The 23,443-nt window shown below is 39.8% G+C and carries 20 protein-coding genes; 11 read left to right on the top strand and 9 right to left on the bottom strand.

Features of this window, described 5'->3' with window-relative positions; translation table 11 throughout:
* Nucleotides 1-84: 84 nt before the first annotated feature.
* Complete coding sequence (locus tag MTCD1_RS00315) at nt 85-1,521, bottom strand: PhoH family protein (RefSeq protein ID WP_438819272.1); 1,437 nt, start codon at nt 1,519-1,521, stop codon at nt 85-87.
* Between the two features lie 265 nt (nt 1,522-1,786).
* On the opposite strand from MTCD1_RS00315, the gene rapA reads away from it, so the two are divergent.
* The 3 genes from rapA to MTCD1_RS00300 all read left to right on the top strand — a co-directional run bounded on the left by rapA (nt 1,787) and on the right by MTCD1_RS00300 (nt 6,482).
* Nucleotides 1,787-4,714 (top strand): RNA polymerase-associated protein RapA, encoded by a 2,928-nt coding sequence (gene rapA / locus MTCD1_RS00310; protein ID WP_057182560.1) that lies wholly within the window; start codon nt 1,787-1,789, stop codon nt 4,712-4,714.
* Nucleotides 4,715-4,787: 73 nt separating this feature from the next.
* On the top strand, nt 4,788-5,471 hold the full coding sequence (locus MTCD1_RS00305; RefSeq protein ID WP_057182561.1) for a pseudouridine synthase: 684 nt from the start codon (nt 4,788-4,790) through the stop codon (nt 5,469-5,471).
* 57 nt (nt 5,472-5,528) lie between these two features.
* A complete protein-coding gene (locus tag MTCD1_RS00300; protein ID WP_057182562.1) occupies nt 5,529-6,482 on the top strand; it encodes a DUF3530 family protein in 954 nt (317 codons plus the stop codon).
* A 114-nt stretch (nt 6,483-6,596) separates the two neighbouring features.
* Here MTCD1_RS00300 and djlA read toward each other — a convergent pair whose 3' ends face one another.
* Nucleotides 6,597-7,421, bottom strand: a complete 825-nt coding sequence (gene djlA, locus MTCD1_RS00295) for a co-chaperone DjlA (RefSeq protein ID WP_057182565.1) — start codon at nt 7,419-7,421, stop codon at nt 6,597-6,599.
* A gap of 170 nt (nt 7,422-7,591) precedes the next feature.
* On the opposite strand from djlA, the gene MTCD1_RS00290 reads away from it, so the two are divergent.
* The 7 genes from MTCD1_RS00290 (at nt 7,592) to MTCD1_RS00260 (ending at nt 16,715) form a co-directional block, all read left to right on the top strand.
* Nucleotides 7,592-9,904 carry an LPS-assembly protein LptD gene (locus MTCD1_RS00290; protein ID WP_057182567.1) on the top strand — a complete coding sequence of 771 codons (2,313 nt, stop codon included), beginning with the start codon at nt 7,592-7,594 and terminating at the stop codon, nt 9,902-9,904.
* Between the two features lie 73 nt (nt 9,905-9,977).
* Entirely contained in the window at nt 9,978-11,279 is a 1,302-nt protein-coding gene (surA, locus tag MTCD1_RS00285; protein WP_057182569.1) for a peptidylprolyl isomerase SurA, read from the top strand.
* Nucleotides 11,279-12,259, top strand: a complete 981-nt coding sequence (gene pdxA, locus MTCD1_RS00280) for a 4-hydroxythreonine-4-phosphate dehydrogenase PdxA (RefSeq protein WP_057182571.1) — start codon at nt 11,279-11,281, stop codon at nt 12,257-12,259. Before surA ends, pdxA begins: the two co-directional genes overlap by 1 nt.
* 18 nt (nt 12,260-12,277) lie before the next feature.
* Complete coding sequence (gene rsmA / locus MTCD1_RS00275; protein ID WP_057182573.1) at nt 12,278-13,183, top strand: 16S rRNA (adenine(1518)-N(6)/adenine(1519)-N(6))-dimethyltransferase RsmA; 906 nt, start codon at nt 12,278-12,280, stop codon at nt 13,181-13,183.
* 3 nt (nt 13,184-13,186) lie between these two features.
* Nucleotides 13,187-14,041 (top strand): symmetrical bis(5'-nucleosyl)-tetraphosphatase, encoded by an 855-nt coding sequence (locus tag MTCD1_RS00270; RefSeq protein ID WP_057182574.1) that lies wholly within the window; start codon nt 13,187-13,189, stop codon nt 14,039-14,041.
* A gap of 167 nt (nt 14,042-14,208) precedes the next feature.
* Nucleotides 14,209-16,227 carry a methyl-accepting chemotaxis protein gene (locus MTCD1_RS00265; protein WP_057182576.1) on the top strand — a complete coding sequence of 673 codons (2,019 nt, stop codon included), beginning with the start codon at nt 14,209-14,211 and terminating at the stop codon, nt 16,225-16,227.
* A 281-nt stretch (nt 16,228-16,508) separates the two neighbouring features.
* Nucleotides 16,509-16,715 (top strand): cold-shock protein, encoded by a 207-nt coding sequence (locus MTCD1_RS00260; RefSeq protein ID WP_057182578.1) that lies wholly within the window; start codon nt 16,509-16,511, stop codon nt 16,713-16,715.
* 535 nt (nt 16,716-17,250) lie between these two features.
* On the opposite strand, the gene murA is transcribed toward MTCD1_RS00260, so the two are convergent.
* The 7 genes from murA to mlaF form a co-directional block, all read right to left on the bottom strand.
* On the bottom strand, nt 17,251-18,513 hold the full coding sequence (murA, locus tag MTCD1_RS00255) for a UDP-N-acetylglucosamine 1-carboxyvinyltransferase (protein WP_057182580.1): 1,263 nt from the start codon (nt 18,511-18,513) through the stop codon (nt 17,251-17,253).
* A gap of 109 nt (nt 18,514-18,622) precedes the next feature.
* Nucleotides 18,623-18,886, bottom strand: coding sequence for a BolA family protein (locus tag MTCD1_RS00250; protein ID WP_057182582.1), 264 nt, complete (start codon nt 18,884-18,886; stop codon nt 18,623-18,625).
* Nucleotides 18,887-18,919: 33 nt separating this feature from the next.
* Entirely contained in the window at nt 18,920-19,222 is a 303-nt protein-coding gene (locus MTCD1_RS00245; RefSeq protein ID WP_057182583.1) for an STAS domain-containing protein, read from the bottom strand.
* A gap of 3 nt (nt 19,223-19,225) precedes the next feature.
* Nucleotides 19,226-19,993 carry an ABC transporter substrate-binding protein gene (locus MTCD1_RS00240; protein WP_057182585.1) on the bottom strand — a complete coding sequence of 256 codons (768 nt, stop codon included), beginning with the start codon at nt 19,991-19,993 and terminating at the stop codon, nt 19,226-19,228.
* Nucleotides 19,994-19,997: 4 nt separating this feature from the next.
* Nucleotides 19,998-20,471: an outer membrane lipid asymmetry maintenance protein MlaD gene (gene mlaD / locus MTCD1_RS00235; RefSeq protein ID WP_057182587.1), complete on the bottom strand. Its 474-nt coding sequence runs from the start codon at nt 20,469-20,471 to the stop codon at nt 19,998-20,000.
* A gap of 67 nt (nt 20,472-20,538) precedes the next feature.
* Nucleotides 20,539-21,315 (bottom strand): lipid asymmetry maintenance ABC transporter permease subunit MlaE, encoded by a 777-nt coding sequence (mlaE, locus tag MTCD1_RS00230; protein WP_082606586.1) that lies wholly within the window; start codon nt 21,313-21,315, stop codon nt 20,539-20,541.
* A 22-nt stretch (nt 21,316-21,337) separates the two neighbouring features.
* Complete coding sequence (mlaF, locus tag MTCD1_RS00225; protein ID WP_057182591.1) at nt 21,338-22,159, bottom strand: phospholipid ABC transporter ATP-binding protein MlaF; 822 nt, start codon at nt 22,157-22,159, stop codon at nt 21,338-21,340.
* A gap of 282 nt (nt 22,160-22,441) precedes the next feature.
* Here mlaF and MTCD1_RS00220 point away from each other — a divergent pair, with 282 nt between their 5' ends.
* On the top strand, nt 22,442-23,425 hold the full coding sequence (locus tag MTCD1_RS00220) for a calcium/sodium antiporter (protein ID WP_057182593.1): 984 nt from the start codon (nt 22,442-22,444) through the stop codon (nt 23,423-23,425).
* The last annotated feature ends 18 nt before the right edge of the window (nt 23,426-23,443 follow it).

Here is a 23,443-nt window from a genome sequence, read left to right as displayed (position 1 = left end):
AGTTAAAGCAGTCACCTATTTTAAACAAGCGTTAAACAAGGAAAAGTAGTTTATTTACTCAACTGGGTACCAAGGTCACATCCGTTATAAATTTTCCTCGGCAAAAGAAGCCAGTCGACTACGCACCACACCATTTAAATTAATGGTGGCGCTGCCCTCAAAGTTTTTAAAACGTTCGACAATATAGGTTAACCCTGAGGTTACTGCGGTTAAATAGTTACTATCAATTTGTGCCAAATTCCCTGAACACACTATTTTAGTGCCTTCACCACAGCGGGTGATAATAGTTTTTAGCTGAGCCGCGGTTAAGTTCTGACACTCATCGAGTAGCACGAGCGAGTTTTGAATACTACGGCCGCGCATGAAATTCACCGACTTAAACTGAATATTGGCTTTATCCATAATGTAATTCATGCTGCCATGCATACTTTCATCTTGCTTATGTAAGACCTCCAGAGAATCAGTTATCGCGGCGAGCCATGGCGCCATTTTTTCTTCTTCTGTGCCTGGTAAAAAACCAATGGATTCAGCTATTTCAGGGGTGCTGCGGGTAACAATAATTTTGTCATACAAGCCTCTTTCTATCACTTGCTCTAGGGCAGTTGCTAAGGCAAGTAAGGTTTTACCACAGCCTGCTGGTCCAGTAAGAATAACTAAATCAATATTAGGGTCGAGTAAAGCGTCCATCGCCATACCTTGATAAATATTTTTAGGATGGATACCCCAAGCATTTTTAGCCAACAACCGCTCTCGACCAAGATCTAATATAGCAAGGCGATCGTCATCCCAGCCAATCACTTTGCCAGCAAAGCTGTCACCATCATCTAATAAATACTCATTAATATAAGCTAAGGGCACGCTATCGCGCGCCACATAATGGGTGGTATTCCGCCCTTCTGTCTCAGTATCTACCGATTGAATATTTTGCCAAAAATCCCCGTCAAAGTGATGATAGCCTTTGGTGAGGAATTGGATATCATCAATGAGTTGATCAGTTCGATAATCTTCAACATGCGCCAGCCCTGCGCCCTTAGCTTTCAAACGCATATTAATATCTTTAGTCACTAACACAATTTTTTTATCTGGCGTTTTCTTTTGAATATGCAAAGCAGCATTGATGATGCGATTATCATTTTCATTAAAAGATAGCATATTCGCTGTTTGCTTTAAGGCATAATCATTAATAATGGCGAGACAGCCACTGGGATGCTGCTCATCATTTTGTGGTAGTTTTACCCCAGCGAGCACTTGCTCTGGCGTAGCATCGCGCAAAGTATCTTCAAGCGCTCGAATAGCGACCCTAGCATCACGACTGACATCTTTGCGCCTATCTTTAATGGAGTCGAGTTCTTCCAGCACGGTCATGGGTACAACCACATCATGTTCTTTAAAGGATAAAAAAGCGAAAGGTTCGTGCAAAAGGATATTGGTATCTAGAATGTAGATAATTTTTTGGTCGGCGGTATCTTCGGCTGAAGACGGATGGGCTAATTTCTCACTTAATATATTCTCATTATTCATATTCTCATTATTCATATTCTCTTTAGTCATGGGCAATCTCCGTGAGTCACTGACAAAACAAATATAAAAGAGCAATACAGCACTTAAAGTATAGCTGATTCACAGTGATCTCTTAATTATCTTGAGGCAAGTGAAATTTTTTAATGATTCCGTCTATGATAAAGAGTATTATAGCGCCCTTTTTTTACCCCAATTTTTTAAGGCTTAGTCTCGCTTTTAAGTAAATATAAGCTAAGTACTAAGCAATCGTCGGAGAAATAAGTTTATGCCATTTCAGGTAGGTCAGCGTTGGATCAGTGACAGTGAATCAGATCAAGGATTGGGTACAGTAACCGGGGTTGAACACCGCTTTGTTAATATAATTTATACTGCAACGGGGGAGTCTCGCCAATATGCAAAAGAGAATGCCCCGTTAACGCGTGTTATCTTTAATAAAGGAGATCTTGTTCCCAGCCATGAAGGCTGGTTATTAAAAGTAGAATCACAAAGTGAAGCCCATGGCATTTTGACTTATCAAGGCATACGTCAAGATACCAAAGAGCAAGTAAGCTTGAAGGAAGTGATGATAGATCACTTTATTAAATTCAATAAACCTCACGACCGCTTACTTAATAACCAAGTAGACCGTTTAGATTGGTTTCGCTTACGTAAAGACTGCTTACAACATCAATATCAACAACAACAATCTGACTTAACCGGCCTAACCGGCGGTCGTGTTAGCTTGATACCACATCAACTCTACATTGCCGATGAAGTAGGTAATCGTTTTGCTCCGCGAGTGTTACTCGCCGATGAAGTGGGCTTGGGTAAAACCATTGAAGCTGGTTTAATTATTCATCAGCAATTAGTCACTGGTCGTGCTAAAAGAATTCTCATCATAGTACCAGAGTCTTTAATGCATCAATGGTTAGTAGAAATGCAGCGCCGTTTTAACCTTAATTTTAGTATTTTTGATAATGAACGCTGTGTTGAAACTAGCCAAGATAATTATATTGATGGCAAAAAGGCTAACCCTTTTAGTACAGAGCAACTAGTACTGGTTAATCTAGGTTTTATTACTAATAACCCAGAATGGTATGAGGCACTGCTCAGTGAGGACTGGGACTTAATGGTCGTTGATGAAGCGCACCACTTAAACTGGCAACAAGATAAGCCAAGCATTGAATACCAATGTATAGAGCAACTCGCCCAAGTTATCCCTGGCGTTTTATTGTTAACTGCCACTCCTGATCAATTAGGTCATGAGAGTCACTTTGCCCGTTTACGCTTACTTGATGCCGACCGATTTTATGATTATCAAAAATTTATTGAAGAAGAGTCGCATTATAGCGAAGTTGCTGATGCCGCTAATGCGCTAGTCGACGGTGAAAAACTTACCGTCGAGCAAGAAACAACACTGACTGATTTATTAAAAGAATGCGATATCAGTACCCAGCTAAGCGAGTTAAATCAAGCCGAACCGATAATATCAGCAAAAGTACGCCAAAACTTATTAAAACAGTTACTCGATCGACATGGTACTGGTCGTATTTTATTTAGAAACTCTCGCAATACCATTAAAGGTTTTCCCGCTCGAAAAGTCGTGCCCGTGGCACTGGAAATGCCGGAGCAATATCACCACAACATCAATGAATTAATGACGAGTGACTGCCCGGAAGCATTAGCTAAATCAAAACAGGCTAAATATATTTTCACCCCGGAAATGCTCCATGGTTTAACTCAACAAAGTGGCAATTGGACTGATTTCGATCCTAGAGTTAATTATTTAATTGAACTATTACAGTCACTTAAAAAAGAAAAAGTATTAGTCATCTGTGCTCACGCGCAAACAGCCATTGATTTAGAAGCCGTACTTCGTATTAAAGAAGGTATTCGCAGCGCGGTTTTCCACGAAGGTTTATCGATATTTGATCGTGATAAAGCGGCCGCTTATTTTGCTCAAGACGAAGATAGTGCGCAACTATTGCTTTGCTCTGAAATTGGTAGTGAAGGGCGTAACTTCCAATTCGCCCATCATCTAGTACTTTTTGATTTACCCCGTAATCCTGACCTATTAGAGCAGCGTATAGGTCGCTTAGACCGTATTGGCCAAACTGAGGTAATTCGCATTCATGTGCCTTACTTTGCCGATTCTGCCCAACAATTGTTATTTGATTGGTACCATCAAGGCATGCAAGCATTTGAGCACACCTGCATTACCGGCCGAGTGATTTTTGAAGCCTTTGGCGAGCCGTTATTTATGTTAGCTCTAAGCTGCCAGCAACAATCAACTGAGGCCGAATCACTGATTAGTGATACTTGGCAAAAGCACTTAACCATTAAAGCAGAGCTAGAGGCTGGCCGAGACAAGTTATTAGAGCTGAACTCTTCGGGTCAAGGGCGAGCTCATGAACTGGTGGAAAAAATTCAACAAGCTGATGTTGATATCGCCTTACCGCAGTTTATGTTTCAAGTATTCGATGTTTTTGGTGTGCAGCAAGATGATAAAGCGGATAATGCCATTGCCTTAAATCAAAGCGAGCACATGCTCAATAATAACTTCCCCTGTTTACCGGAAGACGGTACCACCATAACATTTGATAGAGATACCGCCTTAGTTAATGAAAACTACCAATTATTAACTTGGGATCACCCTATGGTGCGTGGGGTTATGGACTTAGTTTTGAGTGATGATATTGGTAATGCCAGTATTGGCTTACTTAAAAATGAAGCCTTAGCTGTAGGGACATTTTTCCTAGAGTGCATATTTACCGTGGAAGCAACCGCACCAGCTCATTTACAGCTAGGTCGTTATTTACCTACTACACCTATTCGTATTCTAGTAGATAAGAATGGTAATGATTTAGCCGATAAGGTCAGTGAGCAAGTACTTGATAAGCAATTATTACCGGTTAAAAAACAAATGGCATTACAGCTTATCAAAGCACTTAAATCGCAAATAAGTCCTTTGGTAGCGAAAGCAGAAGCGCATGGCGCTAAACATATTGTTGCGATTCAAGAAAAATCTTTAGCGGCGATGAAAAACAAACTTTCCTTAGAGCTACAAAGGTTGACGGCGTTAAAAGCAATTAACCCAAGTGTACGCCAAGAAGAGATTGATTTTATTAGTCAACAACAAGAGGAATTAAGCCACTATATTGATAAAGCACAATTGACCTTTGAAGCCATTCGCATGATAGTGGTTACACATTAATAATTGTATTAGATTAATGGCGCAGGGCTAAGTTGTTTAGGACATAACCCTGCCCTGACTTAATGAGAAAATAATGAGCGCAAACCCAGATTTTATCTATTTACCACCTATGTCACCTTACCTTGATATTATTTACCAAGATGATGATATTGTTGTCCTCAATAAAGCCAGTGGCATTTTAAGTGTGCCTGGGCGTTTGCCTGAACACCAAGATTGTTTACAAAATCGTGTACAAAGAGTATTTCCTACTGCAACTATCGTGCATCGGCTGGATATGGCAACCTCTGGCATCATGATTATGGCATTAAACAAGCCGGCACACGTTGCCATCAGCCGTCAATTTGAGCAAAGAAAAACAAAAAAAAGTTACCTTGCTCGAGTTTTTGGTTTGGTAGAGCAAGCTGAAGGCAGTGTTGATTTACCCTTGAGCTGTGATTGGCCCAATAGGCCCAAACAAAAAGTTGACTTTGAAAACGGTAAAAAATCATTAACGCATTATCGGGTGCTTAGCCAGAGTAAATCAGCCGATGAACACGCAAGCACCTTGCTTGAATTGACCCCCATTACCGGCCGATCACATCAACTTAGGGTGCATATGTTAGCCTTAGGTCATGTTATTTTAGGCGATAGACTTTATGCTGCTGAACCAGCATTAACCATGAGCAGCAGATTACAGCTCCATGCTTTAAAGTTAAGTTTGTTTCATCCAAGCACTGAGCAAGCCATTACTTTTAACGCGCCGTGCCCATTTATTTAAGACTATTTATTATTTGGTCGATATAAGGTGCAAGTACACCCCGGTAGAGGAACAACTGTGCAAAAGACAAGTATAGATAACATAAGTCCAAATAAAATCAGCCGCAAACTACGGGGCTTGTTTATCGGCGCTCTTACTTTTATCTGCTCAACAAACACTATTTTTGCCGAAGAAAAAAAGGCTGATGTTGCACAAGAAAAAACATCAAAGACCGCTACTAATGCCAACAGTGCCAACACGATAGAAAAACCTATCGCGCTAACAACGCAACATAAAGCAGACCTTAAACATTATTTGTCAGTTGAGCAGGTAAAGCCACTATTAGCTGGGCCAAACGATTATTTAACGCTAGTAAAAAGGTATACCAGTGCCAATAGTAAAGGCGTTGCGATTTTATTACCTGAATGGCAGCAAGGGGCCACCAACCCCAAAGCCATTAATTACTTACGTAATGCCCTGCCCGCTGAGGGTTGGAGCACTATTGCCATACAACCGAATAATAAACCAGAGAATTACCCCTCATCAGCGATAACATTGAGTGAGCAAAAAAAAGAAAACAAATTAATCCTTAAAAATTATAAAAATAAACTTGGGGCTATGCTTAATGCGGTGATGAATACGGCCAAAGAATACCCAGGCATAGTGCTGGTGATTGCCCAGGGAAATAATGCGGCTTTATTAGTAGATTTATATAGTGAAGCAGGCAACCAATTACCGAATGCACTGATATTACTAAGTAGTTATAGAAAAAGTAATCCAGGCCTTACCAACAGCGTCAATGAAAAATTTGCCCGTCAATTAGCGTTTACTGAACTGCCGGTACTTGATCTGTACCTTAAACACGATAACCCACTGGTATTGGCAAAAGCAGCACAAAGAAAATCTTTTGCCAAACAAGAGATGAAAGTGTATTACCGTCAGCGCCAGCTAAATAACTACATTACCGGTTATTACCCAGAAAAGGAGTTATTGATTCAAATTAATGGCTGGCTAAAAGCTATTGGCTGGTAAAGTTAATTATTTCAATAAGGTTAACACTATTCAGCAAAAAATCATCCTAGCTGGGATAACAGCAATGAAACACGCAATTAAAATGATTTTACCTATATCAAGTTTATAGCTAGGCTATTTACTCTGCTTAACAATGACATCATAGGCAGCTTGAATGTCTTGGGTTTTTTGTTTAGCACTCTCCATCATTTCTGGTGGTAGACCTTTGGCGATTAATTTATCGGGATGATGCTGAGACATTAATTTTTTATAAGCCTTTTTGATCACTGGCATGGCGGCATTTTTATCAATACCCAATACTTTATATGCATTGGCTAATTGTTGACCACTGACTGGAGCAGCGCCAGTGCCTTGCTGACGATAGCTTCGACCTGACTGCTGCTGAAAGTTTGCACCTGCAACAATCATTTCCAGTAAATTATCAAGCTCTCGGCCTGAGTAACCTAAAAATTTAGCTATGGTATGTAAAACAGCACGCTCGGCACTATCTAACTCACCGTCACTAAAAGCCACTTGAATTTGAATCTCTAAAAACATCAACAATAAATCATGTCGATTACCCATCAAACGTTTAAATTTTACCAGACGGTCCTGAAGCGGAAAGCCAGCGGATTTACCTTCACGAAAGGCATCTTGAGCTTGCTGACGTAATTCATTACTTAGCCCCAGTTTATCCATATAAGCTCGAGCAAAAGCAATTTCATGGCTAGTCACCTGCCCTTTAGCTTTGGCTACATGCCCCATAACGGAAAAAGTAGTGTAAAAGAAAGCTGCTTGCCTAGAAACGTCATCTTCTTTACCGCCAGATAAACCATTAAAATTAAAACCACGGCCGCGATCAAAAATATGACCAAGCCAGAGACCAATTAAAGCGCCAAACAGTGCTTTACTCAGCATAAAGCCAAACAAAAAACCTAAAACTTTACCCCAAATATGCATATTCTTGCGCATTCCTTAAAAATAATGGCTAGTTTGCCGTTGAACTATGGCAGAAGAATTTAGTCCAACTAAAAAAATTGCTATATCATAAAGCAATTAGCCGTTAAAATACTTGAATTCATCATTAGAAAATCAATTTATAAACATTTTCACCATTTATCGGACCATAGATGCTTTTTCCCCGGACATTAAATTTTACCTTAGTTGTGCTGTTAGCATGTTTGCCAAAATTCGCGCAAGCTGACGCCGATATAAAAAACCCAGCGCCTGAAACTCAAATAATGCTCTGCACAGTAGCTGAATTTGATGATATTGCCACTGACATACCTGAGATTCTGGATGACAAAATCCGTATCTCATCATTACATGCTAGTATTAAACAAGATCAAATAGCTCAATTCACTGGCTCGGTTATTTTGGTCGATAAAAGCCAAAGAATACTTGCCGACCAACTGGCCTTTAATCGTTTGAAAATGCAAATAGAAGCCATTGGCAATATCCATTACCAGGGTAAACAAATTAACATCTTTGCTGACACCCTTAGTGCCAGTAAAATAGATAATGCCACTACCATGACTTCCGCTTCATATCAACTCCATGGCAACCCTGGACATGGCACAGCAGCAAGTTTATCCATAGACGGTGATGGGGTACTAAGTTTAATCGACTCTACCTTCACCACCTGCTTGCAAGAAGTGCCTGACTGGCAAATAAAAGCCGCTGAAATTAATTTATCTGCTAGTGGCGATTTTGGTGAAGCTTATCATGCACAATTTAGGATTTTAGATGTACCAATATTTTATGTGCCCTATTTTTCTTTTCCGATTTCGAAAAAACGTTTGACCGGTTTTCTCTACCCGCAAATAGAAACAACCACCAATACTGGCTTAGAAGTTACCGTGCCGTTTTACCTCAATATTACCGAAAATTTTGATGCCACCATTACGCCACGCTATATGTCTAAACGTGGTCTGCAATTACAAACTGAATTCCGTTATATGATGGCTATGCAATCGGGTCAAATTGATCTTGAATATTTAGATAATGACCAAGCGATAAAGTCTAATAACGACCCACGTTATTTAGCTCGCTTTCAACATGTCGGTACTTTTTCTGAAAATTTCCGTGCTTATGTCGATTATACCACCATCAGTGATGATAATTATTTAGTCGATATTGGCAGTAAGCAATATAACTCAAATGATGCTTACCTCTATCAAACAGGTGAGTTGGCTTACTTTGGTAAGCAATGGCAAGCGAAGTTACAGTTGCAAGATTTTGAAGTATTAGGTGAGCATCAACCAAGTTATAAAACATTACCGCACTTCGAGTTATCAGCCCAACAACCGTTAAACTTTGTCTCGGGTCAATTTGAGCTTTATTCTGAAATAACCAATTTCCAGTCATCAGAAAAAGATCAAGTCGAAGCAAAGCGTTACCATATTGAGGCTGGTTTTATCTTACCAATAGTTAGACCTGCTTGGTTTTTAAATTCCGAAGTTAAATTAATGCACACCTATTACCAGCAAGATAATATTGCTCAAGGTAGTAATTTGGATGAGACTGTCACAAGAACCTTACCTAAGTTACGTATCCACGGTGGTATTAATTTCGATAGAGAGCTAGTTGCTTTTGGGCAAAACTATCGCCATACCCTAGAACCGCAATTACAATACCTGTACGTGCCAGAAAAAGATCAATCTAACATAGGTTTATATGATACCACTCTCTTACAAGATGATTTCCACGGCATATTTCGTGATACCAGTTATAGTGGTTTAGATAGAATCGCAGCAGCGAACCAATATACCTGGGGGATTACCAGCCGATTACTTGATGATGAAAACTTGGAAATAGTGCGAGTTAGTATTGGTCGTATTCAATATTTTGGTGATAACAATACGGGTCTTGCCAATGACCCCCTGTTAACTGATAATGACACCATTAACGATAAGCAATCATCGGTAGCTGCTGACTTGTTTTACCGGATAAATCATCAATGGCAAGTAAGTGGCGATATTCAATATAATACCTTAGAGGACTTTACCAACAAAGGGCAAGTTAAGGTAGATTACCAACTGGATAAATATAACCTGGTACAATTGAACCATCGCTATACTCGTAATGTCTCAGGAGATAGCTTAGAACAAGTGTCGTTATTAACTAGCTTCGCTATTAACAAAAACTGGGCATTTGTTGGCCGTTTAACGCAAGATTTACAACAAAATCGAAGTTTAGAATCATACGCAGGTTTTCAGTATGAAAGCTGTTGTTGGGCCGTACGAATAGCCTATCATCGCCACATTAACTCTAACTTAGACCCAGCTAGCTTTGCTGCAGATGGTCGAGAAGAGTTTGATACTGGCATTAGCATCAAGTTCATCATTAAAGGTTTAGATGGCAAGCAATCAGCGATTGGCACGCAAGAGATGTTTAATAAGAGCATATTTGGTTATAAACGTCCTTATTACTTACAAAATTAGTTTGCAAAATTAACATGAAATATTAGCGCCATTCGAAAATTTAAAATATAAAATATAAAACAAGACCTAAATAATGAAAAATACAATTAAAACAATACTGTTAGTCTCTAGCCTTATCATAAGCGCTATAACACCCGCTCACGCCAATGAAGAGTTACTCGATAGAGTAGCCGCCATTGTTAATGGCGGTGTTGTACTTGAATCAGAAGTGAATGATTTACTTGCCAATATAAAGCGACAAGCTAAAAGCAATAACCAAAGCTTACCTTCTGATAGAGCTTTACGTATCCAAGTGATGGATAAGTTAATTACTGACAGCCTGCTTACTCAAATGGCCCAGCGTATGGGTATCCAGATTAGTGATGCTCAGCTTGATCAAACCATAAGCAATATGGCTAAAGACGATAATATGACCTTAGCTGAATTTCGCCAAAAGGTGATTAGTGACGGCAGTAGCTATGAGAAATACCGAGAGAATGTCCGTACCGAGTTAATTTCTGGTGAAGTAACCCGTAATAGTGTCAGACGCAGAATTTTTATCCCTACACAGGAAATAGCGAATTTAATTACTGTGATGAAGGAGCAAACTACTAATAATATAGAATACCATCTAGGCCATATTTTAATTGAATTCCCGGCTAATGCTAATCAAGAGGAATTAGCGGCGGCAAAAAATCGCGCTAATAAGGTGGTGGAATTACTCAATGATGGCTCAGACTTTGCCAAAATAGCTATTACCTCGTCAGGTGATGCTAATGCCTTAAAAGGTGGTGATTTGGGTTGGAAAAATATTAATGAAATACCGACACTATTTTCAGAGTTAATTAACGAAAAACCTAAGGATACTGTGGTCGGCCCCATCCGTACTGGGTTAGGTTATAGCATAGTTAAAGTTTTAGATATTCGTGGCCTAAAAGTTGTTGAGATTGAAGAAGTAAGAGCTCGACACATATTAATTAAACCCTCAATTATTTTAAGTGATGACAAAGCAAAAGCATTACTACAAGGCTTCTTAAAGCAAATAAATGCCGGTGAAGCCACTTTTGCCGAGTTAGCTAAAGAACATTCCCAAGGGCCGACGTCAGTACGTGGCGGTGATCTAGGTTGGGCAGACCCAACCAGCTACGATCCTGCCTTTAAAAACGCTTTAGCCACAATGAAAGCAGGTGATCTACATAAACCTTTTCGCTCCTCTTTTGGCTGGCATATAATTCAGTTAAATGAACGTCGCATGATTGATGCCACTTCACAAATGAATGAAACCCGTGCTTATCAAATTCTCTTTAACCGTAAATATGGTATGGAGAGTGCTCGCTGGTTGAAAGAAACTAGAGATGAAGCCTACATTGAAATTTTCGAACAGGATAATAAGTAATGACTCTTCGCATTGCAATCACCCCAGGCGAGCCGGCAGGTATTGGTCCAGATATAGTTATTAGTATTGCCCAGCAAGATTGGCCGGTAGAAATGGTGGTACTTGCTTCAAAAGATTTGCTGTTAGAGCGTGCAAAAGCACTCTCTTTGCCATTGACAATAATCGATTATCAACAGCATGTGCCCGCAAGCCCACAAAAAGCAGGCAGTCTAACCGTGCTTGATATTAAGCTTGTACAGCCTAGCATCGCCGGTACATTAAACATTGCCAACGGTACTTATGTGATAGAAACGTTGCGAATTGCCAGTGAAAAGAACATCTCTGGCGAGTTTGATGCCATAGTTACGGGTCCAGTACACAAGGGTCTGATAAACAAAGCCGGTATTGCCTTTAGTGGCCATACTGAATATTTTGCCAACCAAGCTAATTGTACCGACGTAGTTATGATGCTGGCGACTGAGGGCTTAAGGGTAGCTCTAGTCACCACACATATACCATTAGCCTACGTTGCGAAAGCAATCACTACTGAACGTCTACAAAAAGTAACCCGTATCTTACATCACGATTTACAAGAAAAATTTGGCATCAAATCGCCAAAAATTTATGCCTGTGGTCTCAATCCTCATGCCGGAGAAGATGGTCATTTGGGACGTGAAGAAATAGACGTAATGATACCAGCATTTGCCGAGCTTCGCGCCGAAGGTATTGATATCATTGGTCCTTTACCTGCTGATACTATATTTCAAGAGAAATACCTGGCTAAAGCGGATGCTATTTTAGCCATGTACCATGATCAAGGGCTGCCGGTACTAAAATATAAGGGCTTTGGCGCTTCGGTAAATATCACCTTGGGTCTACCTTTTATTCGCACATCTGTCGACCATGGCACAGCACTAGATCTTGCTGGCAAAGGCACCGCAGATTCGGGCAGCTTTATTGAAGCAATGCGCAATGCTATCAACTTAGCTAATAACACATAGTTTAACGAAGAAAGAGTTATGAACGACAAAAAACATTTAGGTCACCAAGCAAAGAAACGCTTTGGACAAAACTTCCTCCACAATGAAGCTGTGATCAGTGACATTGTCGATGCCATTAATCCCGAACCTGGTGAAAACCTGGTAGAAATAGGCCCAGGATTAGGTGCATTAACCGAACCAGTAGTCGAACGTGCAGGTAAAATATCAGTAGTTGAATTAGATAGAGATCTAGCACATAGACTACGCCATCATCCTTTTATCGCGGATGACTTAACCATCTATGAAACAGATGCACTCAAGTTTGATTTTGCTCAACTAGCCACTAAAGAAAAGCCGTTGCGTATTTTTGGTAATTTACCTTATAACATTTCCACGCCGCTTATTTTTCATCTACTTACTTTTAAAGATCAAGTGCAGGATATGCACTTTATGTTACAAAAAGAAGTCGTTGAACGTATGGCCGCAGGACCTCATTGTAAAGCTTATGGTCGCTTATCAATTATGACTCAATACCAATGCCAAGTGTTTCCTGTGATGGAGATTGGCCCTGAGGCATTTAGACCAGCACCTAAAGTAGACTCTGCCATAGTGCGGTTAATCCCTCACGCACATATTGCCAATCCAGTTAAAGATATCAAGGCATTGAATACCATTTGTTTAGCTGCCTTTAATCAACGCAGAAAAACTATACGAAATAGTTTTAAGAAGTTAATTAGCGTAGCGCAGTTAGCTGAGTTAAATATTGATGCCAATTTACGCCCAGAAAACTTAAGCCTTGATGAATATATCAAGCTGGCCAACTTTATTGTTGATCACCCGCCTGAGGTCGAGCCAGTAAAAGAAAAGCGCCATATGGCAAGAAATAAATTGGCTCAACGTGCTAATAACAATGGCAATGAGGACTCAGCCTCAGAAGTAGAGTAGCTTATGGCAATTTATCTGGTAGGCGATATACAAGGTTGTTTTAACGAATTAACCGCCCTACTAGTGCAAGTCAATTTTGATGACAACAAAGATATCCTCTATCTTGCGGGCGACCTAGTCGCTCGCGGTCCTGATTCCCTTGCTACCTTACGCTTGGTCAAATCTCTTGGTGAAAGTGCCAAAGTTGTCTTAGGCAATCACGATTTACATTTATTAGCAGTTCATGCTGGCATTAAAAAAGCAAAAAAATCAGACAACTTATCGGTTCTATTGGCTGCGGATGATGTTGATGAGTTAATGACTTGGTTAGCAGCACAACCATTATTACAAAAAATTCCTAATATACATTCTCAAACAAAACAGCAAAGTAAAACGACCGATGCCTATATGAGCCATGCAGGGATCTCGCCGCAATGGCAACTAGCAGATGCCATTGAGCAAGCACAGTTCGTCCATACTAAGCTTGCCAGTAAAGAGCGCAATACTTGGTTAGCACATATGTATGGCGAAAAACCTCATAATTGGCAGCAAGCAAAAAGTGACATTGATAAGTTTCGTTATAGCATTAATGCCTTTACCCGCATGCGCTATTGCTTTAGTGACGGCTCACTTGAATTTAGCCAGAAAGAATCTCCTGAACATCATAATATGTCCAATAATATAGTGCCCTGGTATGAGTTATCACAAACTATCAATAATACTGCTTGGGTTTTTGGTCACTGGGCTTCATTAATGGGTCGCTGTTCACACGCTAATATTTATCCATTAGATACGGGGTGTGTTTGGGGGAATCAATTGACCATGCTTCGCTGGCATGATAAAAAACACTTCAGACAAGCAGCAATACTGAGCAGATAAAAACAAAGAATCCATAGCGGATATTTTTTCACTCATTATAATATTAACCGACGATAGAAATTAAATTAAATATTTCCTATTCCGCGCCGATACAAGCTAAGCTTGATAAATATCAAAACAAATTAACGTATTAACTAGGCAAGTAGCCTACCAATTGGGTGGATTCTATGAATTTAACTGTAGCTGTAAAAATTATTGGTGGCTTCGCCATTATTTCAATTTTACTGATAGTAATTAGTGTCATATCGTTATCTAATTTAAATACCATCAGCGAGTCAACTCAACGACAAAATACTCTGGCAATTCCAACCCTCAAAGCCAGTAATAAACTAGCCCTTGATTTGAGCCAAATGAATAATTTATCGCTAAAAGGCTACTACCAATTGGATCTCACCTTATTAGCCGAAGAGTTGCGCCATTTCAAGAATATTAACAGCCAATTCAGCCAACAAATATCAGATTTGAAACAAATAGTTGCTAGTGAGCAAGACTTATTGGCCAACTTAAATCAAGTTGACCAACTTTATGCTAATTTTTACAATGCCGGACTTGGCTTATTTAGTAACCATAAAACGAGTATCGTCCAAGAGCAGTTATTAATTGAAAAAATAGATATCTTAGAAGAAATAGCTGATGATACCGTTATGCTGCTGTTAGATTTAGCAGATCATGAATTGGCGGATACCAAACTTCAACGGACCATAAGCTTGAGTGAACACTTAGAAAATCAATTTAACTCCATTGTCTCTTCTGCTTTCGAATATCGTGATATCTTAGATCCTGGCACTGCCCAACTTATCGAGAGTGAACTGACTCGTAGCATCAGTGCCGCAAAAAAATCAGTTGATGATATTATCACTGAATTAAATATCCATGGTATTAATGACGTATCACAAGAAATAGCCTCAGCCTTTCGTGCCATGCAAAGCATGTTATCTCATGACAACGGTATCCTTGCTCATAAAACCAGGCAACTTGAAGCCAATAAACGAGCCGCGACAATGTTAGTGCAAGAAGAGAAAATTGCTAAGAAAGTTAACAAAATATTAGAGAAACAAATTGAATTAGCCAATAGCACGACTATTCAAGCTAGTCAATTGGTAGAGAATTCAGTCAGTAGTGGTAGTACACAAACCACAATTATCATGATTATTTCAATTATTGTGGCACTAATTATTGCTAGAGCTACCCTTATTGGTATTACTCGGCCACTAGCACGTGTTAATGAAATGCTTAATACTGTCGCTTCTGGTGACCTATCGATGAAGCTCGATGAAAGTGGCAATGATGAATTTTCTCAGCTATCAAGAAACTGCAATTTATTAATTGATAGCTTACGTAACCTGATTGAAGGTATTGTCAATCGTTCAGCGCAACTTGCTGCAGCGGCCGAGCAAACCTCAGCTGTTACCGCGCAAAGTACCACTGCAATTGAAGAGCAGCGCAATCAAGTAGAACAAGCAGCCTCTGCCACCACTGAAATGAGTAGTACCGCGCAAAGCGTACTGGCAAGTGCTACTGAAGCCTTAAAACAAATAAAGCATGCCGATGACGAAGCTGAGCGTGTTAAAGTTATTTCAGCGAGAAACCGCCAGACCATTGAGCAACTAGCCACCGAAGTTGAATCCGCATCTCAGGTTATCAATCAATTACAACAAGATAGCGCTTCAATCGGCGGAATATTAGATGTAATTCGTGGTATTGCCGAACAAACTAATTTATTGGCATTGAATGCGGCTATTGAAGCCGCACGGGCAGGTGAGCAAGGTAGAGGTTTTGCCGTTGTTGCTGATGAAGTACGGACGTTAGCCAGTAGGACGCAGAAATCAACCGCCGAAATTCAGACCATGATAGAAGCCCTGCAATCGGGTGCGGGTAAAGCAGTAACCGTAATGGATGCTGGCAAAGCGAAAGCCATTGATTGTGTGAGCCAAAGTGAAGAAGCCGACAAAGCACTTGAAATCATAACTCATGCAGTACATGAGGCCTTTGATCGTAGTTCACAAATAGCAACAGCTGCCGAAGAGCAAAGTGTGGTCGCCCATGAAATTAGTGAAAACCTGGAGTCTATTGTAACTATTGCCGAGCAAACCACTGCTGGCTCGCAACAAACAGCAGCATCAAGTAGTGAAGTTGCTCGTTTAGCAGAAGAACTACAACAATCAGTGCAAGAGTTTAAATTATAATGATAATTTTAAGTTGCAAGTAGAAGTTATACTTTAACTTGCAGCTTAAATCATACTTATGGTTGACATGTGGCGCGGTAACTATATAATGCCCCCAGCTTGAAGTTAGTTTATTTTTTTGTACACCATTTCGATGTTATCTCATGCTTACTTAGATAAGATATCTGTAACACGTCCTGATTTATAAGTAATAGCAACTCTTTTCAGCAAACCCGCTGCCTACTTTGTCTTAACGCAATAATGGCAGCACAATTACTCTTAAATATATATAGGATACAGATATGTCTACTACAACTGGTACAGTAAAATGGTTCAACGAAGCTAAAGGTTTTGGTTTTATCGAGCAAGAAAATGGTCCAGACGTTTTTGCTCACTTCAACGCTATCGTTGGTGACGGTTTCAAAACTCTTGCTGAAGGTCAAAAAGTTGAATTCACAGTAACTGAAGGTCAAAAAGGCCCTCAAGCTGAAAACATCGTTGCACTTTAATTTGTAATGTTTATGTTAGTTAACCATTAACTAACATAAAGATGTTAAAAAAGGGACATACCTGTAAAGGATGTCCTTTTTTGTTGCCTGTAATATACTTACTTCTATGCAAGCTGCTTTTGATACAACTTAATCTGCTACAACTTAATCTGCTCAAGCAGCATAAGACACCTTTATTGTACGTTCAACAAGCATTTACTACGTTCTCCCCTTTTAAACGCATATGAGGCTAGCAGATGCCAAAGATAGTTGCTAAATATTTATACCAATTCCACTAAGCTCTTGCCCACTTGTGGGGGTAAAATAGCCCAAGACTATGTTGCTCTCAATCCCACATAAGCCAGCTATTGGTCAATCGAGCGCCTGTCCTGCAATATTTTCCCTAAGCACAACAAGATCACAAACTTAATGAAAATGGTATTACTGATAACTTTGCTTTATCTCGTTAAATAGACACAAAAAAGGCCAGTACTTAAATAAGTACTCGCCTTATATTTTAATGAAGCGGATGAACCGCTTACATAGCTATGATGGCTTAGTCCGCTTTAATACGGGTAATATCTGCACCTAAACCTTGTAACTTACCTTCGATACAAAGGTAGCCACGGTCGATATGATAAATACGGTCAACCTGGGTTGGTGATTTAGCCACTAACCCAGCAATGACCAGGCTGGCTGAGGCCCGTAAATCCGTCGCCATCACTTGTGCGCCATTTAGGCTACTAACGCCCTTAACTATGGCGGTATTACCTTCTAAGGTGATATCAGCGCCCATACGTTGTAATTCTGGTACATGCATAAAACGATTTTCAAAAATAGTTTCAATAACTGTTGCCGTGCCTTCAGCCAAGACATTCATGGTCATAAACTGTGCTTGCATATCGGTCGGGAAGGCAGGGTATGGAGCAGTTGTGATATTTACTGCTTTGGCAGGAGCCGTCATCTCTAGCTCAATCCAATCTTTTCCGGTAGTGATTTTAGCACCCGCTTCTTGTAATTTACTTAATACTGCTTCCAAAGTAGTGGGGTCAGTATTTAAACACCTAATATGGCCTTGAGTAACAGCAGCAGCCACTAAGAAGGTCCCTGTTTCTATGCGATCAGGCATAACTGTGTACTCTGACCCCCTCAGTTCACTGACACCTTCAATGGTTAAGGTCTCAGTACCAGCGCCGGTAATTTTAGCGCCCATACTGGTCAAGCAACTAGCAAGATCAACAATTTCTGGCTCACGCGCCGCATTTTCAATAACGGTAATACCTTCGGCTAACGCCGCTGCCATCATTAAGTTTTCTGTACCGGTAACACTGACTGTGTCCATAAAAATAGTGGCACCCGTTAAACGGCCTTCTTTTTTAGCCACAATATAACCGTCTTCAACGCTAATATCAGCACCCATCAGTTTTAACCCTTGAATATGCAGGTTTACTGGTCTTGCGCCAATGGCACAACCACCGGGCAAAGAAACTTCGGCATGGCCCATACGAGCAAGTAAGGGACCAAGCACTAATATAGAGGCACGCATTGTTTTAACTAAATCATAAGGCGCACGACAAGTATCAATAGTGCTGGCATCAATCATTAAGGTGTCTTCACCAAGCCACTCACTTTTAGCACCTAACTGACCTAATAACTTAACCGTGGTTAAAATATCATTAAGCTGAGGTACATTACTAAACACGATTGGTGTTTTAGATAACAATGCCGACATTAAGATAGGAAGAGCAGCGTTTTTTGCCCCAGAGATCACGACATCGCCGCGTAGTGGTTTACCACCAATAACTTTAAATGCGTCCAAAATAACTACTACTTACTTAAAATGATGAAAAAATATCGAGTCAGTATACACAAAAATGCCTAGCATTAAAAAGCTAGGCATTAAAAATACGATTTAGTAACAACTTAACTTAACTATTGAATAATTTATCACGTTGCCATTGCGCTTTATTAAAGGTTTTCACGGTTATCGCGTGTATTGTGCCATCTTTTATAATATCAGCTAAAGGCTTAAGCACCGCTTGTTGACGTTTAACACGGCTTAAGTCATCAAACATATCACTCACCGCATTAATACGACATTGTGAACCATCAAACTTCACATGCACTTCATCAAGCTCTAGTGCCTCATTAATCAATTTACTTACTAATTCTTCAATTTCACCAACTTCCAAGGGAGTCTCCTTTGTTCGTTATTATTAGGGTTACTAATCACATGCTATCGGCAATAAACCGTTCACGCCACTTAAGCTAATCAGTTTAGTTAATTTCTCAGGAATATTACTAAAACTTAATTGGCAAGTGTAACGATAAGCCTGCTCTAAAAGATAAAACAACCAAGCAAGGCCAGCAGTATCAGCTTTACTTACTTGGCTTAAATCAACGTTCACCGGACCATGGGCAAACCAATTAACATATTCACTTTTTTTGATTTCTGCAACACTATGGCGAGTTAACTCACCAGAGATAGTAAGAGTACCATGATTTAGAACTATATTCGCTTTACTCACTATTTACCCTTGTTGTGCTTTTTTTACCGTGGTGCCGCCTTTGGCTGCACGACTTTTAAAGACAATGTCTTTAGTGCTTTTTCTTTTTAATAACTCAGTCACATAAGGTAGGCCCTTTTGCCTGATCAGACCACTTAACTCTACTTGCTTTGAGTCCAGTAAACTTATTCCTTCTGCTACCATATCAAAGGCTTGCCACTGCTTAGTTTTTTTATTAAGTCTTACTTTGAAAGCGACATTAATATTCGCTCTACCAGACATGATAATGCGTGTATTCACCGCAACTATTCTTTTACCCGCAAAGGATTTTTCTGGAAAAAATTCTACCGGCTGATTATCATATAAAGTAAATACTTGTGCATAAGAGCTAACTAAATATTCACGAAAAACAGGAACAAATGCACGACGTTCCGCATCAGTCGTTTTCTTTAAGTGTTTACCAATGACTTTGAAAGCGGCATATTGATGGTTGATATAAGGCATAAGTTCTTCTCGAACAATATCCTTAAGCAAGTTAGGGTTTGCTCTAATGGCTTGCTGCTCGCTAGCAAAACGCTTAAAGGTCTGTTCGGCAGCACCTCGTATCAGTTTGTAAGGATTACTCTGGTCAATCAGACGTCGTGCAGGCTCTGTCGACAACTTAGTTGCCTGAGCAGGTAGTTTAGTTGCCGCTACTTCACTATTAGCCATCACATTCTGGCTGAGTATAAAACTGATGAGTAGACTAAAAAAAACCTTACCCTTATTATTAAAAAATTTACTTAAACTCACTTACTTACTCCTCACCACTTCCTTGGCTAAATAAAAACTGTCCTATTAATTCTTCTAACACCAAGGCAGGCCTTGTGTCTTCAATATAATCACCTGGTTGTAAAGTATCAACCGAGTCATCAACAAAGCCTGGTTGCAGACCCAGATATTGTTCGCCTAATAAACCGGCCGTTAAGATTGCCACAGAAGTAGCCTCGGATAACTGATTGTACTGAATTTTAATATCAAGGGTCACTACTGGGGTATAGTCTTCGTCATCTAACGAAATATTGCTAACACGGCCAATAACAACACCACCAATTTTAATGGGCGAACGCACTTTTAAGCCACCTATATTATCGAACTTAGCGAAGAGCTGATAACTTTCACCACCAGCACCAAAGCCCGAATTAGCGACCTTCACCGATAACATTAATAAGGCTGCCAGACCTAAGGCAACAAATAAACCTACCAATAATTCTACTTTCTTAGACACCATGTCTTTCACCAACGCCTTGTAATAAAAAATTCAATAAAAACATCTAACGGAGTAATTCTTTAGCTCACTACTTTACGAACATTAGCGCCGTTAAAATAAAATCTAGACACAAAATCAATAATGACGATTGTACCACAGTAGAGGTTGTTGCCCGACTGATGCCCTCAGACGTGGGCTCACAATCATAGCCTTTGTATACCGCTATCCACATCACTACAAAAGCAAAAACAATACTTTTTATAACGCTATTAAGGATATCTTTTTCAAAATCGACTTGTTCTTGCATCACTGACCAAAAAGTTCCGCTATCAACACCCAACCAATTAACACCAACAACATGAGCACCGAGTATGCCTACCATAGAGAAAATTGCCGTTAATAAAGGTAAACTGATAAAACCTGCCCAAAAGCGTGGTGCAATAATTCGCCTTAACGGATCAATGGCCATCATCTCTAAACTTGATAATTGCTCAGTGGCTTTCATTAAACCTATTTCAGCTGTTAATGCTGAGCCGGCACGGCCAGCAAATAGTAAACCGGCAACCACAGGACCAAGCTCTCGTAATAACGACAAGGCCACCATAGGGCCTAAGCTAGCTTCTGCGCCATAGCCCACTAGAATAGTATAACCTTGTAAAGCTAATACCATACCAATAAAGGTGCCAGACACTATAATTATCAATAAAGACAAGACACCAACACTATAAAGTTGCTGGATAAGTAAGGGAGTACCTTTACGCACATTAGGCACATGCACTATCGCAGAGACCAACAAGATTACCGCTCGACCTAAACCACTTATCATACTAAGGGTTTGTTTACCTAAATAATGTAACTGCTGCACTATTTTTCGCCTCGAATAAGCTTCATTTACTCACTCTTCTAATAAGTTCATCACGATAAGCAGGTGCTTCATAATGAAAGGGTACTGCGCCATCAGCGTCACCTTGTATAAACTGCTGTACCAAAGGCGAGCTATCTTGACGTATCTGCTCAGGTGTACCATGGCCAATGACCTTCTTTTCAGCAACAATATAAATATAATCAGCAATACTCATCACTTCAGGTACGTCATGTGAAACAACCACTGAAGTTAATCCTAACGCGTCGCTTAATGAACGTATTAACCGCACAATAACCCCCATAGAAATAGGATCTTGGCCAGCAAAAGGCTCATCATACAAGATAAGTTCTGGATCCAAAGCAATTGCGCGTGCTAATGCCACTCGACGAGCCATGCCGCCAGAAAGTTCGCTGGGCTGTAAGTGCCTTGCGCCACGTAAACCAACCGCTTCAAGTTTCATTAAGACGATTTTTTCAATGATATTTTCAGATAATTTGGTGTGTTCACGAATGGGAAAAGCGATATTGTCAAAAACACTCATGTCGGTAAATAAGGCGCCACTTTGAAAGAGCATGCTCATTTGTTTACGTACTTCATATAAATCTGCACGAGATAACAAGGGAATATTTTTTCCAGCAAAGAGTATATTACCACTTTCTGGTTTTAATTGTCCGCCAATTAAACGCAACAAGGTGGTTTTACCTATGCCACTTGGACCCATGATTGCGGTAACTTTTCCCTTGGGAATTGACAGGCTGATATTGTCAAAAATAACTCGCTCACCTCGTTTAAAAGTAAGGTTTTCAATTTCCACCAAGTTTGCTTCAAATGCAGAGTTTATCATTGTTCAACGTCACTGTTTATGTATTGCCTAATTCTACATGGACAAGGCCCGCCATAGAATTGATTTAATAGCCGATGATTTTACCTGAGCAAGAACAATTGTTCATTAACAATTAACCAATAACAGGGTAATAAATGTAAAAGAATTAGGTTAATTTGTAATAAAGTGTTCGTTTTTGCTTAAAAGTAAGACAAAAGAATATTATTTTCCTTTTAGTCGCATTATTTACTTCTTTTTTGCGCTACAACCAGCGACAATTTACCCCCTACCTTGGAGTCATTAATGCTAGAACACATTTTTATATTACTCATTGCCCTTGTGGCATTAGTTTGGAGCGCCGATAAATTCGTTTTTGGTGCATCATCATTAGCGAGAAATTTAGGCATTTCACCAATGATAATTGGTTTAACCATCGTCGCTATGGGCTCTTCAGCACCTGAGATGATGGTAGCTACAACGGCGTCATTACAAGGTAATATCAACACCGCCATTGGTAACGCCATAGGCTCAAATATTACCAACATTGCTTTGGTTCTTGGTATTACCGCCTTGTTAAAACCTTTAACCGTTTCATCACAAACAATAAAACGTGAAATTCCACTTGTTTTAGCCATCACAGCATTAGGATATTGGTTACTCATTGATAACCACTTTAGTTTTTATGAAGGCATTATTTTAATAACTGGTTTTGCTATTTACATCATTGCCCTACTGGTAATTACCCTAAAGAAAACCCAAGGTAAACCCAGTGATGATCCGTTAATTATTGAAGCTGAACATGATGTTGCTCCGGCAGTAAGTATGAAATTAACTTTACTTTGGCTAGGAGTTGGTATCATTGTATTACCATTAAGTGCGAGCTTTTTGGTTGATTCTTCGGTATTTATTGCTAAAGCTTACGGTATTAGTGACTTAGTTATTGGCTTAACCATTATTGCTATAGGTACTAGCCTACCTGAGCTCGCGGCGTGTATTATGAGTATTATCAAAAAGGAAGACGATTTAGCCTTAGGCAATATCATTGGCTCAAACATCTTTAATATTTTAGCGGTATTACCCATAGCGGCTCTTATTGCTCCAGGCGATATTGATAGTTTAGCCGCCAGTAGGGACGCCCCCTATATGTTAGGTGTTACTTTATTGCTATTTTTCTTATGTTTCAGTCGCCGTATGGGTGCATTTAGAATTACTCGTGCAAAAGGCGTATTATTACTGTTAAGCTTTATTGCTTATCAAGTGTTACTTTTTGGCCAATTATCATCATAAGAGCTGATATAAATTAAT

This window comes from Colwellia marinimaniae (assembly GCF_002207865.1).
In the GTDB taxonomy this organism is placed as follows: Bacteria; Pseudomonadota; Gammaproteobacteria; order Enterobacterales; family Alteromonadaceae; genus Colwellia; species Colwellia marinimaniae.
Note: the sequence above shows the minus strand (reverse complement) of the source record. Positions and strands in the feature narration are given on the sequence as shown.